This is a genomic window from Shewanella frigidimarina (assembly GCF_003797125.1).
Lineage (GTDB): Bacteria > Pseudomonadota > Gammaproteobacteria > Enterobacterales > Shewanellaceae > Shewanella > Shewanella frigidimarina.
In genome coordinates this window covers 631,543-651,523 of the sequence record NZ_RKKE01000002.1, presented here as the reverse complement: position 1 = coordinate 651,523, position 19,981 = coordinate 631,543, and the positions used below count along the sequence as shown (strand labels likewise).

Here is a 19,981-nt window from a genome sequence, read left to right as displayed (position 1 = left end):
CAATAACGAGAGTTTAAGGCACCTTATTAGGGTTAGTTTAGAATACAGATTGATAGGTAACAGCATCGTTAGTGAAGGTTATGTGTGTTTGCAGACGTCGCAGTAAGCCGTTAACAGTTTGGGTGCTGCTTATGCATGAATCGCTAATAAGTTGCCGTTCTCATTATTCGTTTTCCACTTCAACATATTCACATAAGGTTAACTGGTTATGTAGAAGGCATATTTCTAATTGAGTGACATCAAGAGCATGACTGAATAAAAAACCCTGAACTATTTTACAATTATACTGTTTCAATTTTAGCAGCTGAGCATGAGTTTCGACGCCTTCTGCAATGACATCTAATTTCAGCTCATTACCTAAGGTAATGATGTTTCGTAATACTATATTGCTGGTCTCTTCAGGCAAGATACTGCTTAAAAATCCCTTATCAATTTTTAAAGTATCAATAGGGAACTGAGTCAAATAGTTTAATGACGAATAACCTTTGCCAAAATCATCTAGAGCAATACGTACGCGTAATTGTTTGAGTGCTAACAGAACGTCTTGTGCGGTTTTTAAATCTTTAATGAGTAACGACTCGGTAATTTCAAGTTCAAGATGATGAGCAGGAAAGGCGGTTCGTTCTAAAATGGCTGCGATGTCATCGACAATGGTCGGTTGCGATAACTGTACCGGTGAAATGTTGACCGATATATTGCCTCTCAGTATCCCTTGTTGATGCCAGCGATATCCTTGCTGACAGGCTTGTTCAAGTACCCATAATCCGATATCGATAATTAAGCCGCTGTCTTCAGCTTGATCAATAAAGCGGCTAGGGGAAATCATGCCGTGTTGGGGATGATTCCAACGAAGTAACGCCTCTAAACCGACAATTTCATGAGTATCAACACAACATTTTGGTTGGTAATGTACTTCGAGTTGCGCATCTGACATGGCATTATTAAGTTGGTCTTTAATTAATAATCTTTCTAATAATGCCGTGGATAAGGTTTCGTTAAAAAAGTAACTTCCGTTACGACCATTCTGTTTAGCGGCGTACATGGCTGTATCAGCGTGTTTTAATAATGTTTTGGCATCTTTACCATCGTCAGGGAAACATGCCACACCAATACTGGCAGAACTGTTTAGCCAATATTGATTGATTTGATAGCCTTTATTGAGCGTTTGACGAACTCGTTCAATGATATTGACTAAATCTCGGTTCACGTCAGCCGCAACTTGCTCGTATGGAATGATTAAGGCAAATTCATCTCCGCCTAGTCGAGCTAATACATCTTGTTGGCTTAAACAATGCTGAAGCCGTTTACCAACTTGGATAATGAGCTCATCGCCTACATCATGGCCCATAGAATCGTTAACTTCTTTAAAGTGATCTAAATCGATAAACACGACCGCAGCGGTGTTATATGGATTAGACATAAGTAATGACAGTTGTTGATTAAAATGAAAGCGGTTTGCCAATCCAGTTAAGCTGTCAAAATTAGCTCGGCGACTGAGCTCTTTCATTTGTTTAATTCGAGATAACCCAAATAAAATCATGATCAATATAATGATGGTGCCCGAAGCTATTAATGCGTAATACCACCAGGCTTTTTTTATGTTAAAAGCAAATTCTGCCTGTTGGTTGCTCCACACTCCGTCGCTATTAGTGCTTTGCACTTTAAACACATAATCACCCGCCGCTAGATTAGTGTACATCGCCCGAGGTAGCACTGTAGTCAGCCAATCTTGATCGAACCCCGCTAACATATATCGATATCGATTTCGTTTAGGGGCGGTATAGTCTAACGACGCAAATGAAAACTGGATCATGTTGTTGTCGTAATCAAGTATGGGCTTCGGTGGAGGGTTATGGCTGTTAATATTAATATACGATTTATTGGCTATTTTTGCCGAAGTGATATGCACAGGAGGCGCAAAATCATTTTGGCTAATAGTGTCGATATCTATCTGTATCACACCCTTATTAGTGCCTAATAGTAACTGGTGTTGATAAATGGCAATCGCTGCTTCATTAAAAGTTAAGTTGTCGGTGTTTATCACGCTAGGGTAAACACTTATTTGACCGGTTTTTAGGTTATATTTAGTTAAGGTGTGCTGGCTCGTTAGCCATAAATTACCCTGGTTATCACCGATGACGGCTTTTAAACGGTTATCTGGTAAGCCTTGTTTGCGGGTAATGTATTCAATGACAAACCCCTGAGGGGCATCTGGCGTTGGAATTATTTTTGCTAACCCGAGCCCTTGGGTTGCCGCCCACATAATGCCTTGTTCGTCTTGGTAAATACCGCCTATCCGGATGTTCTCTCTTTCATTACCTAAACTTAAATGTGATGTGATATCTGTTTTAGGATCAATAATAAAAATACCGTTAGTGGTGGCTAACCATAACTCACCCTGGGTAGCGATTAAACTGTCGAAGGTGAAATTTCCACCCGAAGTATAGAGATTATCCGCATCGTTAAAATAATGTTTTATTAAGCCTTTTTGTGGGTTAAATAGCATTACGCCAGCGTCTAAATAGCCTGTGATCCACACATTGCCTTCTTGGTCGGGGTCAACAGTATAGAAATCAGTATTAGGAAACCCATAGGGGTTATTCACTTTATTACTAAAGCGTTGCACAGTGCCAGAACGTTGATCGTAAAAACTCAGGCCTTCTGCGTCAGAAAACCACAGATTATTGTCTTTGTCTGTTTTTACGTTCCAAATATTGTTTATTAATGATGGAATGGTTTTATCTTTTAAAGGACCTAATTGAACGGTTTTGTTATCGATGTTTATCTTATCAATACCCTTATTTGTTGCTACCCAGGCATCACCAGATTGTGTTAACGCTATTGCGTAAACATTGCCTCCTGATAGCTCTGATTCGCTGGCAAGCGGTTTATACAGTCGACTTGATTTTTTCAATGGCGTGTAATATGCCGCACCTTGGTTAGTTGCAAACCAAACGACTCCTGAATGGTCGATAAATACATCATCAACATCATTGGTAGGTAATGATTGTTGATTAAACGTCTGCGAGGTTAACCAGTCAAAATGTTCGGATGCTACAGTTAAATTTGCCGCGCCTTTGTCGGTACCGATCCAGATATGTTGCTCGTCTTCAATAGCGATGCTGGTGATGTAGTTACTGGGGATTTGACCTGGTTTGGGTTGTGTTGTACTAAAAAAATGGTGGAATGTGTTGTCGTTGGGCATAAATTTAATTAAGCCAAAATGTTGGCTACCAAACCAAAGTTGACCGTGATGGTCTATTTGACTCGTCAGAATGTAATCACTAAATAAATCTGTCGTAGCAACGGATGAGCCTACTGTGGATATTGCTTGTGCTTTATCTGATTGATATAACCGCATTGTTGTACTGTTGGGTTCTAATAATGCGAGACCATGGTCTGTTCCTACCCAAAGACGGTGCTGAGTGTCTTCTACTATGCTGTAAATAGATGTTTCTACAGGAGTCTCTTGCTGGTTTAAATATAATGGAACCGAGATGAAATTAGACCCATTTTCAGGTTTATATTGCAATCCACTGCCTGTACCTATCCATAACTGCTGTTTTGAATCCAAGTATAAGCGCATTATCCAATTGGTATTTTGAGCAAAAGGCTGTTGCGAGGTGGAGTAGATGTTAAGTTCATCATCGACGGTGAGTTGATTGAGACCATCTTCAGTGGCAAACCAAATATTGCCTAGGGTATCTTCGATAATATCCGTAACAAAGTTATTCGATATATGCCTGTTAGATCCCGGTGAAAATTGAAAATGGATAAACTCTTGGCCATCATAACGGCTCACCCCAGCATCGGTGGCAAACCATAAGAAACCATTTTTTTGCTGATAGATAGAGGTGATCATGGTTGACGGCAAGCCGTCTGCGATATTGAGTCTATCTATCTGAAACTGTTTCGCACTTGTGGCTGAAGTGAAGGCAACGGAGAGAAGTAAGCATAACAGTGAGCATAACCATCTTTGGAAAAAGAACACCATTAGATACCTTATTATTATTATTATTATTATTATTTTATTGGAAGCTGATTTTGGCACCTATAATAACAGGATGGTATATTGTAAATACAGTCGCTATTTTACACAACAAAATAATAACATTGTTTATGAGTTTGGGGTCTACCCATACTTTCTCTCATCCAATTTAAACAATACTGATAAGAGTACATCTTTGGTAATTAATGCCGAATAGATGTGGAATAAATGAAACTTTTTTATTGTCGGTATCATTGTTAGCGATGTTTTTGTCGCATGTGCAGTTTTGTTGTATACGCTAATAGGTGGGTCGATATTCTAAGTGTTTGTATATAACCTGAAGTTTTTGTAAGCGTTTGAAATATGAATATTCATACCTTAGTCATTAACCACTATTAAGTTTGTTATTTTTTTGCTAACAAGGCGAATTGAAGGGGCAATAGCTGACCTATTACAAGTCTTCACGTGTAGAAAAATAACGCCGTTAGCAAGGCAAAGTGCTGTTTGAGGGGGCGTTTGTTATGCCGAGTTTAGGTTATTTAAATAAGAAGCGAGGCATCGATTGCGGTGAAGTGCTGCGCTTGATCTGTTAATGATTTTGCTGTGAGGCGCTCAACACTTAATACATGGGTGTAGCATGTGGTCGTTTGATTGATTTTTTTGAGTAATAAATCGAAATCACCATCACCAGACAGTAAAATAACCTCATCCACCGTAGGTGCTATCTCAAGCATGTCGATGGTAATCCCAACATCCCAATCTCCCTTGGCAGAACCATCACTACGCTGGATATAAGGTTTAGTTTTAACCGTAAAGCCAATATGTTTTAGTGCATCTTGAAATTTAACCTGACCGTCATCTGCCGGGGCTATAGCGTAAGCGATAGCGTGGCTAATAGTGCCCTGTGCCGACAAATGTTTGTATAAAGCTCGGTAATTGAATGAACGCCCAAAACCTTGCTTACAGGTGTAATAAATATTTTGCACATCTACAAATACGGCAAGCGTTGTCATTATTACACCTGTGAAGATTAAGGCTGTTGCGCTTTTTGAGCAGCAATGGCGTCATTAAGTTGTGCTTCAACAAACCCTGGAGAGTGGGTTGACGAAGAAATAAGTCGGTACATTGCGGGGATAACCAATAGGGTGACAACCGTCGCAAATGCCATGCCGAAGAATATCACAGTTCCAACTGCAATGCGGCTTTCACTCCCCGCGCCGGTAGATACTATTAATGGTATAGCACCAATAAGGGTGGTAAAGGCTGTCATTAAAATGGGTCTTAAGCGACGAGCTGATGCGTCAATAATAGCGTTGTCGAGCGATAAGCCTCTGTCACGGAGTTGGTTAGCAAACTCAACGATTAAAATACCATTTTTAGTTACCATACCAATTAACATGATCATGCCAATTTGGCTATAGATATTCATCCCTTGATGCATTAGAACTAAACCAATAAAACCACCAAAAATACCCATTGGAACAGTAAACATCACCACTGCAGGATTGATAAAACTTTCAAATTGAGCCGCTAATACCAGATAAGCAATCAGCAGTGCTAAAGCAAATACAATCAGCACTCCCGCTTGGTTTTCTTTAAAGTCTTTTGACTCACCCGTGTAGGCAATTGAAATATCGTTTGGCAGTAATGTTATTGCGCGTTGTTCTAAAAAGTCGAGGGCTTCGCCAAGGGTATAACCTTCGCCTAAATTTGCCTTGATGGTGATCGATTTCTGCTTGTTGGTATGGCTTAATCGCTGTGGTGAAGCTACTTCTTCAACTTTGGTGACGGTATCAAGGGTGATTAATTCGCCTTTGCTGCTTCTAAAGTAAATCTTACTGAGGTCTGTGACGCTGTTAAAGCTGTTTTCATCACCGCGAAGGTATACATCATATTCTTCGCCACGTTCAACAAAGGTTGTTTCACTGCGGCCGCCCAACATGATTTCTAAGGTTGTCGCTATTTCTGCAACGCTAATCCCTAACTCTGCAGCTCGTTGCTTGTCTACCGTCACAACAAGTTCTGGTGTGGTCTCTGCGTAATCTAAATCTGCCCCGTCCAGCATAGGGCTTGCATCGGCTTCTTGTTGCAGTACTTGGGCCCATTTAAATAACTCAGCATAGTCAGAGCCACCAAGTACAAATTGAACGGGTTCACTTGATTGACCTCTAAATCCTGGCAGCATTGGGCGTACCATGACATCGGGAATGTCTTTTAACGTTTGGCTGATTAATGCTAATGCTTGTTTAATATCGGTATCACGATCTTGCCAGTCTTCTAACTGGATAATCGCAAATCCGGTTTGATCTCCCGCTCTTCCGCCAAATGCTGGCGCTTCAACACTAAATGATTTCACCACTCCTTGACCCAATAGTGGCATTAATCGGTTTTCAACAATGTCCATATTGGCAACCATCCGATTATAACTGGTGCCTTCGGCGCCTTTAATAAACGCAAATAATACTCCGCGATCTTCTTGTGGTGAGAGTTGCGAAGGGACTTGTTGCATGAGTAAGTAGCTACCACCGATGCAGGCAATAATTATGAATGGTGCTGCTATGCGCCAGTGTAATGCCCATTTGACCATACTACGATAACGTTGCTCTAAACGATTAAAGCCATTATCGATAGCGATATTAAAACGATTTTTCTTCACATTGGCCTTTAATAGTTTACTGCTCATCACTGGGGTAAGTGTAAGGGCGATAAGGGATGAAAACAGCACCGACATTGCCAACATTACGGAGAACTCTGTAAACAATAACCCGACCATGCCATCCATAAATGAAATAGGTAAAAATACCATTACCAGTACTAGTGTTGTTGAGATCACAGCAAAACCGACTTCGCGAGTCCCTTTATACGCAGCAAGTATAGGTTGTTCACCTTGTTCAATATGGTGGAAGATATTCTCAACCACAACGATGGCGTCATCAACCACTAGGCCAATGGCTAAAATAAGCGCCATTAGGGTCAATAAGTTAATGGAGTAACCTAAGCTATATGCCGCCATGAATGCGGCAATTAACGATACAGGTACTGTTACTGCTGGAATAAGGGTTGCCCGTACTTGACCGATAAAAATGTACAGCACAAGAATAACCAGTACCCCAGTAATAAATAGGGTGTTGTAAACCTCATTAATCGAGCGCGCAATAAACACATTGGCATCATAATCGACAACCAATTGCGTTCCTTTTGGCAAAAAGCTCTGCACCTTATCGACTTCTTGTTGTACTTGCAGTGATATGTCTAATGGATTGGCATCAGATTGCGGCACTATACCTAAGCTTAAGTTAACGATGCCGTTGCTTTTAAAGGTCGAGTTTTCGTTTTCTGCACCGATGAATACGCTAGCGACATCTTTAAGGTAAATAGGCGTACCATCGTCAGCGGTGTGGACAACTAAATAGTTGAAGTCTTCTGGGCTGTAATATAGACGTTTTGTTCTAACAGACATGACGGTGGTGTCGTTACGGACTTCGCCACCGGGTGTTTCAAGATTTTCGGTATTTAAGGCACTAATAATGTCGTTGGTAGTTACATTTCTACCGGCCATTAATTGCGGTTTTAGTTGTACATACATGACTTTATATAAGCCACCAGAAATATTAACTGAACTCACGCCAGTAATTAAGCTAAATCTGTCTTCCAATACCCGCTGGGCGTAATCAGTGAGTTGAGTACGATCCATATTTTCAGAGCTTAAGTTGACGTAAATCGACGGTTCACCAGTGCCATTATCTTTAGATACAATTGGATCATCAGCTTCATCAGGTAAGCGACGCTGGGCTTTAGCAACGGCATCTCGTACATCACTCACGCCTTCGGTTAAATCCCACCCTAGTTCAAACTCGATGGAAATACGTGACATGCCATTTCGAGTGGTTGAGGTGATTTCATCAATACCGCTGATGCCAGTTAATTCATCTTCAAGGCTCTTAGTGATTTTACTTTCCATAATAGTGGCTGATGCACCGCTATAAGTGGTCATCACTGTCACTACCGGATTTTGTACGTCGGGCATTTCTCTAACTGACAATTTAGAAAACGATACCAAGCCAAAAACACACAGTAATAAACTTAAAACAATCGCAACTACAGGGCGCTTTACCGCCGTATCACTTAGCCACATTATTGTTGCTCCTGTTTAACAGGGCTTGTTTTATTTTGCTTAGCTAAGTCTTTTACTTTGACACCGTCACGCATATTTACCAGCCCCTGGACGACGATGTGGTCGCCGATGTTAATGCCAGATTCGAGTAACACTTGATCGTCAATTCTGGCCCCTAACATCACTTCGGTGCGTGTGGCGATGTTGTCCTGGTTGATTACGTAGACATAACGTTTGGTACCAGAATATTCAAGTGCTTGTACCGGAACAATAGGGGAAGACACGCTTGGAAATACCAGTGTTGCCGACATCATCATACCGGGCTTTAATTTACCCTTTTGATTATCAAACTGACTGCGAATATTGAGGTTGAGTGTTTGTGAATTGACGCGTGGATCAATTGCGATAATCTTGCCTGTAAAAATGGTTTTATTCCATGCTCTGCTGGAAGCGTTTACCGACATCCCTGTACTTAACAAAGAGAGATAATGTTCTGGAACTTGTAAATCGAGCTGTAACACCGATAAATCATCAAGTGTTAATAGTGACTCATTGATACTGACCATCTTGCCTCGGCTGAAGTTAACCAAACCAGTATTTCCGGAAAATGGCGCGGCTAGAGTATGGTAATCAAGATCTGTTTTGGCTGATTCAAGTCGAGCGAAAGCGATATCAACACTGGACTTTTGAGCTTCTATTTCTGTTTGAGTGATGGCGTTAACGTGAATCAACTTGTTAAACTCATTAAGCTTACGCACTTCATCTTGATAATAAGCTTGAGCTTCGGTCACGCTGGCTTTAGCTTTGCGGTTATCAAGCGTCAGCAGAGCCTGGCCTTTATTGACATATTGGTTGGATGTGACCGCTATGCTATCTATTTTGCCTGCGACTTGCGGCGCTATCATTACCGAGTGAGTAGCAGCCAGTTTTCCGATTAAGGTAATTGATTGCGAAAGCTCATGCTGTTCAACGGTGGCGGTGATGACCGGAACCACTTTTTCTGCGCGGGGAGGTGTGGGCGCGGCAATACCATTGGGAATAAACCCAATATATCCCATCATCAATACGGTAGTTGAAAAAAGACATTGGCCAAGTTTGTTGATCATGTAAATACACATCTCTATAAGCAATAATTGATGGTGTCGTTGCACAACGACATAGGCTAACGACTAGCCGGTGATTGATGCCAGCTTATTGTAAGTATATTTGCTTAATTCAGCGTAAAGTAATGTAAATCTTTTAATTTTCTTTGTAACAAGGCGCATATCGATAGTCGTTTTAATGATGTTATAGCAACAAAAAAAGCCATATCCGAAGATATGGCTTTGATTTATGTCAGCCAAGCTGAATAAACAGTTATGTTAAAACACTGGTTAGAACATTACTTCTCGATAGGCTCGTTAGTAAATTCAATGTTTTGCTTTTTATTGACAGGTGTAACACCCATAAAATATTCATAACCTTTATCTGATGATTTCTTTTTTGCGTCATCATCACTCAACTTAATACTGGTTTGGTCAGAAAACAAGGTGTATTTAGCTTTCGCTTTTTGGGCGATAGGTTGTGGTTGTTTAACTGTTGGCTTAAGAATGCCTTTAGGGACTTCTGCTGCCACCACTTTAGCTTGGTTACTGGCTTTGTTAGACGAAGTAACATTGGCAAATTTATAATTAAATACGCCATTACCTTCAACATTTTCTACGCTAGATTTATCTTGATTTTGGTAAGACGCTAAAATGCCGTGTTTACCTAAAGGGATCTCGTGAAAAAGTTTTTTGCCCGTGCCCACTTTGGTGCCATTGATATACCAATCTGCGGGTACGTTACTGATTAACGTCACCATCGCTGACTTAAGGCCTAATTCTTCATTTAACATTGAGTCGATTTTATCGTTATAAGAAGGCTTAAAGTTCATCGCCACTTTATAATGTAAATCGCCTCTCATATTCATGTTGGCGTCGATAACTTCATATGACAATAAAACACTTTTGTCATTTAAAAACGGCGATTCATTACGGGTATTTGATAAAATGCTGCTTTTAGACTCTTTCAAACAATCTGCGATAGTTTGATATTTTGAACACTCAGTCGAACCATTAATATTGACTGGCAGTGTGCTGCTTGATTTAGATAAATCTGCAATTAAACGATTAGTAATATCAGTTTTGAGTTTAAATAGTTGCTGACTTTTAGCGGCACGTTTTTTATTTATCGCCTCATATTCAGTTAATATTTCAACTTTTTCAGTTTCAAGACGCTTGCTGTCTTCTTCTGCTTTTAGGGTTAATTCATCGACTAAATTGACGGATTCTTCAATTTGTTTATAGGTTTCAGGAAGCCCCGTTTTAGCACGAATAACCTTAGGTAATTCTGTAATTAGCTCATCATAACGTTGTTGTTCTGAAACGATTGTTTTTTTCAGTCCTTCAACGTCATAGGCTTTTTTATTAAGCTGTGAGAATTTGTCGTTAACAGTGATTAGCAGGGTATCGATATCATATTGATTTTCAATTTTATTGAGAGTCTGCTTTTCTGACGTGGTAATGACTTCGAGTGCCGCAAATGAGTTGCTTGCGTATAAGCACAATAAAGCAAGGCTAATTGAACCGTATCTCACTGATATCTCCATTAAATTTCTCTACAAGCTGGAACCATCGACACTCTGTATTGCGCTGAGTGTAATCAGCAAAGAGTAAAATAATCCATTAATAATTTATAATACTGAAGTTATTTTGGCTTTACAAACAGATTGTGGTGCATTGCTCACAATAAATTGACAAAATTTTGACACTTGTCGGCATCTCGATTGTTCAATATAGACAATAATCTTTCAAATAGTGGCTAATATAATAAAGCAGAGCGCTAAGGCTCTGCTTTATTATTCAACACTTTTACTACAGACAGGTTACTTATTTAAGCGCTTGTATTTTAATCGATGCGGTTCCACTACATCGGTGCCTAAGGTGGCCTTTAACCAAGTTGAATACTCAGTGTAGTTACCTTCATAGAAACTCACTTTACCTTCATCACGGTAATCCAATATATGGGTCGCAATACGGTCAAGGAACCAACGGTCATGGGAAATAACCATTGCACAACCAGGGAACTCTAATAAAGCTTCTTCTAGTGCTCGTAATGTTTCAACATCCAAGTCGTTGGTGGGTTCGTCGAGTAACAATACGTTGCCACCAGCTTGTAATAGCTTAGCTAAGTGAACTCGGTTGCGCTCACCACCCGATAATGAACCAATTATTTTCTGCTGATCGCCACCACGGAAGTTAAAGCGGCCTACGTAAGCACGGCTAGAAATTTCAGTGTTGTTGATGCGCATAATATCTTGGCCGCCAGAAATCTCTTGCCACACGGTATTTTTGTCATTCATCGAATCACGGAACTGATCAACCGAGGCAATTTGAACCGAATCACCGACAGAAATAGAGCCACTGTCTGGTTGTTCTTCGCCTGAGATCATTTTGAATAAGGTTGATTTACCCGCACCGTTAGCACCAATAATACCGACGATAGCGCCCTTAGGAACCGTGAAGGTCAAATCATCAATCAGTACGCGGTCACCATATGACTTGGTTAAATTAGTTACTTCAATGACTTTGTCGCCTAAGCGAGGTCCTGGTGGGATAAACAGTTCATTGGTCTCGTTACGCTTTTGGTAATCGTTGGTGTTCAATTCTTCAAAGCGAGCCATACGGGCTTTACCTTTTGATTGACGACCTTTAGCACCTTGGCGTACCCACTCTAATTCTTTAGCAATGGTTTTCTGGCGTGCGCTTTCTGTGGACGATTCTTGGGACAAGCGCGCATCTTTTTGTTCAAGCCAAGATGAGTAGTTACCTTCCCATGGAATACCTTCGCCGCGGTCGAGTTCTAAAATCCAACCTGCAGCATTATCTAAGAAATAACGGTCGTGAGTAATAGCGACCACAGTGCCGTTATATTCTTGTAAAAAGTGCTCTAACCATGCCACTGACTCGGCATCCAAATGGTTGGTTGGTTCGTCGAGTAATAGCATTTCTGGTTTTTCAAGCAATAAACGACAAATGGCCACTCGGCGACGTTCACCACCAGAGAGTACGGCAATTTTCTCATCCCAATCGGGGAGACGTAATGCGTTAGCAGCACGTTCAAGAATATGATCAAGATTATGTGCATCTTGAGATTGGATGATGGCTTCTAATTCGCCTTGCTCTTTTGCAAGTGTGTCGAAGTCTGCATCGGGCTCAGCATAAGCAGAATAGACCTCGTCTAAGCGTATTAGTGCATTTTTAGCTTCGCTTAGGGCTTCTTCAACGGCTTCGCGCACAGTTTGTTGTTCGTTTAAGCGCGGTTCCTGCGGTAGGTAGCCAATTTTTAACCCAGGCATTGGGCGTGCTTCACCTTCAATTTCGGTATCTATTCCCGCCATGATGCGCAGCAATGTTGATTTACCTGAACCGTTTAACCCGAGTACACCAATTTTGGCGCCAGGAAAGAAGCTTAATGAAATGTCTTTTAATATTTGCTTTTTAGGTGGGACAATTTTACCCACACGAAGCATGCTGTATACAAATTGAGCCATAATTATATTGTCTAATTGTCAACAAAGATGGTGATAATTCTACTGTATTATGTGCTGAACTCAACAGGCAATTGTGTGATTTTATCTAGCGTGCTTATTAGACTCAATTCGCTAAAGAATCTGCTAGCTTAGCGTTATTAACATGAATCGTTTTGTATTCAGAACACAGTGAATTTCATGTTGTTTGTACTGTAAATCATTATCGTTGCAGAGTAGAATACCGCGCAACCCTACTATTTATATAATGATGTTGGAGCTACCATGTTGAAGAAAGCGATGAATATTGCGGATTATGATCCAGAATTATTTAAAGCCATTGAAGATGAAACTTGTCGTCAAGAAGAACACATTGAATTGATTGCGTCTGAAAACTATACCAGTCCACGTGTGATGGAAGCGCAAGGTTCACAGTTAACTAACAAGTATGCTGAAGGTTATCCAGGCAAGCGTTATTATGGTGGGTGCGAATACGTTGATGTTGTTGAAACATTGGCTATTGAACGCGCAAAAGAATTATTTGGTGCAACTTATGCCAACGTACAGCCTCACTCAGGCTCGCAAGCAAACAGCGCAGTATTTATGGCGTTGTTACAACCGGGTGATACCGTTTTAGGGATGAACCTTGCTCATGGTGGTCATTTGACCCATGGTTCACCAGTGAATTTTTCTGGCAAGCTTTACAACATCATTCCTTACGGTATCGATGAAGCTGGCAAAATTGATTATGACGAAATGGAACGCTTAGCCATTGAGCATAAGCCTAAAATGATTATCGGCGGATTCTCTGCATTCTCAGGTATTGTTGATTGGGCAAGAATGCGCGAAATTGCAGACAAAATTGGTGCATACTTATTTGTTGATATGGCACACGTAGCAGGCTTAATTGCTGCTGGTGTTTATCCAACGCCAGTTCCACATGCACACGTGGTTACGTCTACAACTCATAAAACATTAGCGGGTCCTCGTGGCGGGATTATTATTTCTGCAGCCGATGATGAAGTGTTGTATAAGAAGTTGAACTCAGCGGTATTCCCGGGTGGCCAAGGTGGTCCTTTAATGCATGTTATCGCGGGTAAAGCGGTTGCATTTAAAGAAGCATTAGAGCCAGAATTCAAAGTATACCAGCAGCAAGTGGTTAAAAACGCGAAAGCCATGGTTGAAGTGTTTTTAGCTCGCGGTTATAAAATCGTTTCTGGCGGTACTGAAAACCATCTAATGTTGGTTGATTTAATTGGTCGTGATTTAACCGGTAAAGAAGCTGATGCCGCATTAGGCAGCGCAAACATTACTGTTAATAAAAACTCAGTGCCTAACGATCCTCGTTCACCGTTTGTTACCTCTGGTATCCGTATTGGTTCGCCAGCAATCACTCGTCGTGGCTTTAAAGAAGCAGAAGCGAAAGAATTGACCGGTTGGATTTGTGACATTCTTGATGATGCAACTAATACTGCTGTAACCGACCGCGTCAAAGGCCAAGTTTTAGCCTTATGTGCTCGATTCCCTGTATACGGTTAATCGTATTGGATGTTTGTTGATACAGGTTTAGGTTAACCTTGTTCAACAAATAGGATAAACTTTAATGGCCGCTAATTGTTAGCGGCCATTTTGTTTTTTTCTGCAGGAGGTTCAATGCATTGCCCTTTTTGTAGCGCGACCGATACCAAAGTTATAGATTCTCGATTAGTGGCTGATGGTCACCAAGTACGTCGCCGCCGGGAATGTACTGAATGCCATGAACGTTTCACCACGTTTGAAGGCGCAGAATTAGTCATGCCTCGCGTCATCAAACGCGACGGCACTCGACAACCATTCGATGAAGAAAAATTGCGTGGCGGCATGCTACGTGCGGTCGAAAAACGCCCAGTCTCAATTGATGAAATTGAGCAAGCATTAACTAAAATTAAATCAACGCTGCGCGCGACAGGTGAGCGTGAAGTGAATTCTGAAATGATTGGTAATCTGATGATGGAACAGTTGATGAGCCTTGATAAAGTGGCATATATCCGCTTTGCATCGGTTTATCGCGCATTTGAAGATGTATCCCAATTTGGTGAAGCCATTGCTAAATTGCAAAAGTAATGTTGCGTAATAATATCTGTTTTAATGGTTTTAATGGCATTTAAGCAATAAGAGATTATCTCCCATGTCTAACTGGTCCACCTTTGACACCCAAATGATGAATCGTGCCATCGCCCTTGCCGAGAAAGGCCGTTATACAACACGGCCAAATCCTTGTGTCGGTTGTGTCATTGTTTATCAGAATAAGATTATTGGTGAGGGTTATCATCAACGTGCGGGCCAAGGGCATGCCGAAGTTAATGCACTGCAAATGGTGCATGATAATGGCTTGTCTGCTGAAGGTGCCACCGCGTATGTCACTCTTGAACCTTGTAGCCATTATGGTCGCACACCACCTTGTGCTTTAGGCTTAATTAACGCCAAAGTTGCCAGAGTTGTGGTCGCAGTGACCGATGCAAATCCTGAAGTGTCTGGCCGCGGGATTACCCTATTACGTGAGGCTGGTGTTGAGGTTGATGTTGGATTGCTCTGCGAACAGGCCTATGACCTTAACCTGGGTTTTATGAAACGGATGAAAACAGGGCTTCCTTGGATAACCGTCAAAATAGCCGCCAGCTTAGACGGTAAAACGGCCTTGTCTAATGGAGTGTCAAAGTGGATTACCGGCAGTGCAGCAAGAGCTGATGTGCAAAAATACCGTGCTAGCCACTGTGCATTAATCACAGGTGTTGAAACCATTCTTGTCGATGATCCTAGCCTTAATGTGCGCTATGAGACGCTAGGTGAGTTAACCACTCGTCATACAAAAGATGAATTCTTTCAACCCTTAAGGGTTGTGCTAGACAGTCGCGCAAGATTAACCGCAACACAGCAATTATTTTCAATTCAAAGTCCTATTTTACTGGTTTCTGGTTGCCATTATCCCGAAAGCGTCAAGGCAGAATTTCCAGAACATGTATCTTTTCTTCAGTTAACGTGTGACTCGTCGGGCAGAATTCCATTGTTAGCCTTGCTAACGTATTTAGGTCAGCATGCTAATTCTGTTTTAGTTGAAGCGGGGGCCACTTTAGCGGGGGCATTTGTCGCCCAAGGGCTCGTTGACGAGGTAGTGCTTTATCAAGCGCCTAAAATCCTCGGTAGCCATGGACGTAATATGTTGCAGTTACCTGATTACAGTACAATGGAACAAACGCCTGCACTGCAACTAATTGATGAACGTAACGTAGGACAAGATAAGCGTTATATCCTCAGATATAATCAACCCTATTAATGTGCGAGTTGCTATGGCTAAAACCTGAGCAACAGCAAAGTTTAACAGCAAAAAGTGAGTCATTATGTTTACTGGAATAATCGAAGCCCTTGGCACATTACGTAAAATTGATCGTAAAGGTAACGATATCCGCTTAACGGTTGCCAGTGGTAAGTTGGATTTAACCGACGTAAAGCTAGGTGATAGTATTGCAACCAATGGCGTGTGTTTGACCGTTGTTGAGCGTTTAGGTGATGGTTACGTTGCTGATATATCGGCAGAAACCGTTGACTTAACGGGCTTTAGTCATTATCAAGTAGGTCAGAAAGTTAATCTAGAGAAAGCGGTGACGGCAACCACTCGATTGGGTGGACACATGGTGAGTGGACACGTTGATGGCATTGCCAAAGTTGAGCAATGCGCTTACAGAGGCAAGGCACTCGAGTTTTGGTTATCGGTACCAGCTCAATTAAGTCGCTATATTGCTCACAAAGGCTCGATCACTATCGATGGCGTTAGTCTGACCGTGAATGAAGTTGATGGTGCTCGTTTTAGATTAACGATTGTGCCTCACACTGCTGGTGAAACCACGCTGGTGGATTTAAAAGTAGGTGATAGTGTCAATATCGAAGTCGATTTAATCGCGCGCTATTTAGAGCGTTTAATGCAACCGGAGGCTAACCATGTGCAGCCTTCATCGGGCGTGACCATGGAGTTACTCGTTAAATCAGGTTTTTTACGTTAAACGCGACAATTTTTACGTTAATTGCGACAGTAAAACAGCATTTGTACTCTATAGATAATTCGCAATACCAGTAGATTTAATACCTAAATGTTAAATCAAACACTTACTAAATAAAGGTCTGACAATGGCGCTACATAGCATAGAAGAAATCATTGAAGATATTCGTCAAGGTAAGATGGTTATCTTGATGGATGATGAAGACAGAGAGAATGAAGGTGATTTGATCATGGCCGCTGATAAAGTGACGCCAGCAGCAATCAACTTCATGGCAACCTATGGCCGTGGATTAATTTGCCAAACAATGACCAAAGAGCGTTGTCAGCAGCTTAATTTGCCTTTAATGGTTACCAATAACAATGCCCAGTTCTCGACGAATTTTACCGTGTCAATTGAAGCGGCTACTGGAGTCACAACAGGTATTTCTGCTCATGACCGTGCAGTGACTGTACAAGCTGCTGTTGCCAAAGACGCCAAAGCCTCTGATTTAGTGCAACCTGGGCATATTTTTCCGTTGATGGCACAAGAGGGCGGAGTATTAATACGCGCTGGTCACACTGAAGCCGGTTGTGATTTAGCACGCTTAGCTGGCTGTGAGCCTTCTGGTGTGATTGTTGAAATTTTAAACGAAGATGGCACCATGGCGCGCCGGCCCGATTTAGAAATATTCAGCGAAAAGCATGGGATTAAAATCGGTACTATTGCAGACTTAATTGAATACCGTAATACGAATGAAACCACGGTTGTACGCGAAGCTCAGTGTAAATTACCGACTCGTTTTGGTGAGTTTACTATGGTGACCTTCAGAGACACTATCGATAATCAACTACACTACGCCTTGATTAAAGATGACGTAAAACCGAATTGCTTAGTACGAGTGCATTTACAAAATACCTTCAATGATTTACTGCATTCGGAACGTGATCAAAAGCGCAGTTGGCCATTAGAAAAAGCCATGGAGCGGATAGCTTCAGAAGGTGGTGTTTTAGTGTTATTGGGTAATGATGAACATACGAGTAATTTATTGGCCAAAGTAAAAGCGTTTGAAGCTGAAGACAATGGTCAATCTCCAGCGCCAGCTATGTGGCAAGGAACATCTCGTCGTGTTGGCGTAGGCTCGCAAATTCTGTCGAGTTTAGGTGTCAGCACTATGCGTTTACTCAGTTCGCCAAAACGTTATCATTCACTGTCTGGTTTCGGTTTAGAAGTGACTGATTATATAGCTGAATAATTTTGGCTGATGGTAAATTTAACAAATTCATTAATTGCATAGCGCTCAGGGCTTTTGGCTGTGATATCATGACGCCTCTTTTTGCCCCGAGCTGGGTGCTTTAGCTAATTTAGGTAAGATAGAATGAACGTAGTTCAAGGTAATATCGAAGCGAAAAATGCCAAAGTGGCGATCGTAATATCGCGATTCAATAGCTTTTTAGTTGAAAGTCTGCTTGATGGTGCAATAGACACATTAAAGCGTTTCGGCCAGGTCAGTGACGACAACATTACAGTTGTTCGCGTACCTGGTGCAGTTGAATTACCACTTGCTGCAAAACGTGTGGCTGCAAGTGGAAAGTTTGACGGTATCATTGCATTAGGTGCTGTCATTCGTGGCGGTACACCTCATTTTGAATTTGTTGCTGGTGAATGTAACAAAGGTCTTGCACAAGTTGCATTAGAGTATGATCTTCCTGTTTCATTCGGTGTATTAACTACAGATACCATTGAACAAGCTATTGAGCGTTCAGGTACTAAAGCAGGTAATAAAGGTGGCGAAGCAGCCCTTAGTTTGCTTGAAATGGTTAATGTACTGCAACAACTAGAACAACAGCTGTAATAGTAGGAAAAGTATGAAACCTTCAGAGCGCCGTAAGGCCCGCCGTTTAGCCGTTCAAGCCATTTATTCATGGCAGTTAAGTCAAAACAAAGTTGCTGACGTAGAACATGAGTTTTTAACTGAACAGAACACTGACGGTGTTGATGTCGCTTATTTTCGTGAGTTGTTAACTGGTGTAGCATCAAAAACATCGCAAATTGATGAGCTGTTAAAGCCGCATCTTGATCGTAAGTTTGAAGAAGTATCACCAGTAGAAAAAGCCATTGTGCGTCTGGCAACTTATGAGTTGACCTTCCGTAAAGATGTGCCGTTTAAAGTGGCGATTAACGAAGGTATCGAGTTAGCGAAAGCGTTTGGTGCTGAAGATAGTCACAAATTTGTCAACGGCTTGCTTGATAAGTTAGTGAAGCATAAGTAACACCAGAACGGTATCTTCGGATACCGTTTTCATTTGTTATCAATTGTTTCAAAATTAAGGTGGACGGTTTACCGTACCAGACTGAATGTGAAAGAATTCCAACTCATCGAACATTACTTCCGCAATAAAGGCCTAAAAAGGCGCGATGTTGAGTTAAGCATCGGCGATGACTGTGCGTTAGTGAATCCTGCAGACAATAAATCGTTAGCGATTTCTTGTGATACCCTTGTTGAAAACGTCCACTTTTTAGCAAACATTCCTGCTCATGCTTTAGGTTATAAATCGTTAGCGGTTAACCTTTCTGACCTCGCCGCAATGGGAGCTGAACCTGCCTGGTTTACCTTAGCGTTGACCTTACCTGATGTTGACCAGCCTTGGTTAGCACATTTCAGTGAAGGCTTGTTCGAGATTGCAGAATATTATGGTATTGCCTTAATTGGTGGTGATACTACCCGTGGACCTCGCAGTATCAGTATTACGATTAATGGCCAAGTTCCTAAAGGCACTGCATTAACCCGTGATGGTGCAAAAATAGGTGATTGGATTTATGTGACAGGCACATTAGGTGACTCAGCTTTAGGTCTTGATATCCTCAGAGGAGTCAAAACAGTTAACACTGAAGATAAAGAATACCTAATTAATCGTCATTATTACCCAACGCCTCGTGTTTTAGCAGGCCAAGCGCTTCGTACACTCGCCACCAGTGCTATCGATTTATCAGATGGCTTAATGTCTGACATTGGGCATATATTAACGGCATCAAAAGTGGGCGCCGTCATCGATGTGAATCAAATTCCGTTATCAAACTCAATTAAAGCCAATCTCAGCCATGAAGATGCATTAAGTTATGCACTTACTGGTGGTGAAGACTACGAGTTATTGTTTACGGTTCCTGAGTCTCAACGTGGCGCAATTGATACAGCGTTAATTCATGCTGGTGTAAAATTTGTTAAAATTGGCCAAATCAGTGCAGGTGATAAATTAAAACTAGTAGAAAATGGGCTAGAATTTAACCCAATTTCACGTGGCTTTGTGCATTTTTAATTG

Annotated in this window: 14 protein-coding genes; 8 read left to right on the top strand and 6 right to left on the bottom strand. The window is 41.4% G+C overall.

Annotated features, from left to right (window positions below; genetic code table 11):
- Positions 1-163 precede the first annotated feature (163 nt).
- From EGC86_RS07785 to ettA, 6 genes are all read right to left on the bottom strand, one after another.
- The gene (locus EGC86_RS07785) at positions 164-3,994 is read right to left on the bottom strand and encodes an EAL domain-containing protein (protein ID WP_123777150.1); all 3,831 of its coding nucleotides are present in this window, start codon (positions 3,992-3,994) and stop codon (positions 164-166) included.
- A gap of 533 nt (positions 3,995-4,527) precedes the next feature.
- The gene (locus EGC86_RS07780) at positions 4,528-5,001 is read right to left on the bottom strand and encodes a LabA-like NYN domain-containing protein (RefSeq protein ID WP_123777149.1); all 474 of its coding nucleotides are present in this window, start codon (positions 4,999-5,001) and stop codon (positions 4,528-4,530) included.
- 17 nt (positions 5,002-5,018) lie between these two features.
- Positions 5,019-8,123: a multidrug efflux RND transporter permease subunit gene (locus EGC86_RS07775; protein ID WP_123777148.1), complete on the bottom strand. Its 3,105-nt coding sequence runs from the start codon at positions 8,121-8,123 to the stop codon at positions 5,019-5,021.
- Positions 8,123-9,163, bottom strand: coding sequence for an efflux RND transporter periplasmic adaptor subunit (locus tag EGC86_RS07770; RefSeq protein ID WP_425376022.1), 1,041 nt, complete (start codon positions 9,161-9,163; stop codon positions 8,123-8,125). The genes EGC86_RS07775 and EGC86_RS07770 overlap by 1 nt, the downstream gene beginning before the upstream one ends.
- 320 nt (positions 9,164-9,483) lie before the next feature.
- On the bottom strand, positions 9,484-10,719 hold the full coding sequence (locus EGC86_RS07765; protein ID WP_011636505.1) for a hypothetical protein: 1,236 nt from the start codon (positions 10,717-10,719) through the stop codon (positions 9,484-9,486).
- A gap of 288 nt (positions 10,720-11,007) precedes the next feature.
- Complete coding sequence (ettA, locus tag EGC86_RS07760; protein WP_123777147.1) at positions 11,008-12,675, bottom strand: energy-dependent translational throttle protein EttA; 1,668 nt, start codon at positions 12,673-12,675, stop codon at positions 11,008-11,010.
- Between the two features lie 261 nt (positions 12,676-12,936).
- Between ettA and glyA the strand changes: the two genes are divergently transcribed.
- From glyA to thiL, 8 genes are all read left to right on the top strand, one after another.
- Complete coding sequence (glyA, locus tag EGC86_RS07755) at positions 12,937-14,190, top strand: serine hydroxymethyltransferase (protein WP_123777146.1); 1,254 nt, start codon at positions 12,937-12,939, stop codon at positions 14,188-14,190.
- A 114-nt stretch (positions 14,191-14,304) separates the two neighbouring features.
- A complete protein-coding gene (gene nrdR / locus EGC86_RS07750) occupies positions 14,305-14,754 on the top strand; it encodes a transcriptional regulator NrdR (RefSeq protein WP_011636508.1) in 450 nt (149 codons plus the stop codon).
- A 64-nt stretch (positions 14,755-14,818) separates the two neighbouring features.
- The gene (gene ribD / locus EGC86_RS07745; protein ID WP_123777145.1) at positions 14,819-15,964 is read left to right on the top strand and encodes a bifunctional diaminohydroxyphosphoribosylaminopyrimidine deaminase/5-amino-6-(5-phosphoribosylamino)uracil reductase RibD; all 1,146 of its coding nucleotides are present in this window, start codon (positions 14,819-14,821) and stop codon (positions 15,962-15,964) included.
- A 64-nt stretch (positions 15,965-16,028) separates the two neighbouring features.
- Complete coding sequence (locus EGC86_RS07740; protein ID WP_123777144.1) at positions 16,029-16,688, top strand: riboflavin synthase; 660 nt, start codon at positions 16,029-16,031, stop codon at positions 16,686-16,688.
- A 124-nt stretch (positions 16,689-16,812) separates the two neighbouring features.
- Positions 16,813-17,916 carry a bifunctional 3,4-dihydroxy-2-butanone-4-phosphate synthase/GTP cyclohydrolase II gene (ribBA, locus tag EGC86_RS07735; RefSeq protein WP_011636511.1) on the top strand — a complete coding sequence of 368 codons (1,104 nt, stop codon included), beginning with the start codon at positions 16,813-16,815 and terminating at the stop codon, positions 17,914-17,916.
- Between the two features lie 123 nt (positions 17,917-18,039).
- Positions 18,040-18,516 carry a 6,7-dimethyl-8-ribityllumazine synthase gene (ribH, locus tag EGC86_RS07730; RefSeq protein WP_011636512.1) on the top strand — a complete coding sequence of 159 codons (477 nt, stop codon included), beginning with the start codon at positions 18,040-18,042 and terminating at the stop codon, positions 18,514-18,516.
- 13 nt (positions 18,517-18,529) lie between these two features.
- Positions 18,530-18,934 (top strand): transcription antitermination factor NusB, encoded by a 405-nt coding sequence (gene nusB, locus EGC86_RS07725; protein ID WP_011636513.1) that lies wholly within the window; start codon positions 18,530-18,532, stop codon positions 18,932-18,934.
- An 87-nt stretch (positions 18,935-19,021) separates the two neighbouring features.
- Positions 19,022-19,978: a thiamine-phosphate kinase gene (thiL, locus tag EGC86_RS07720; protein WP_123777143.1), complete on the top strand. Its 957-nt coding sequence runs from the start codon at positions 19,022-19,024 to the stop codon at positions 19,976-19,978.
- The last annotated feature ends 3 nt before the right edge of the window (positions 19,979-19,981 follow it).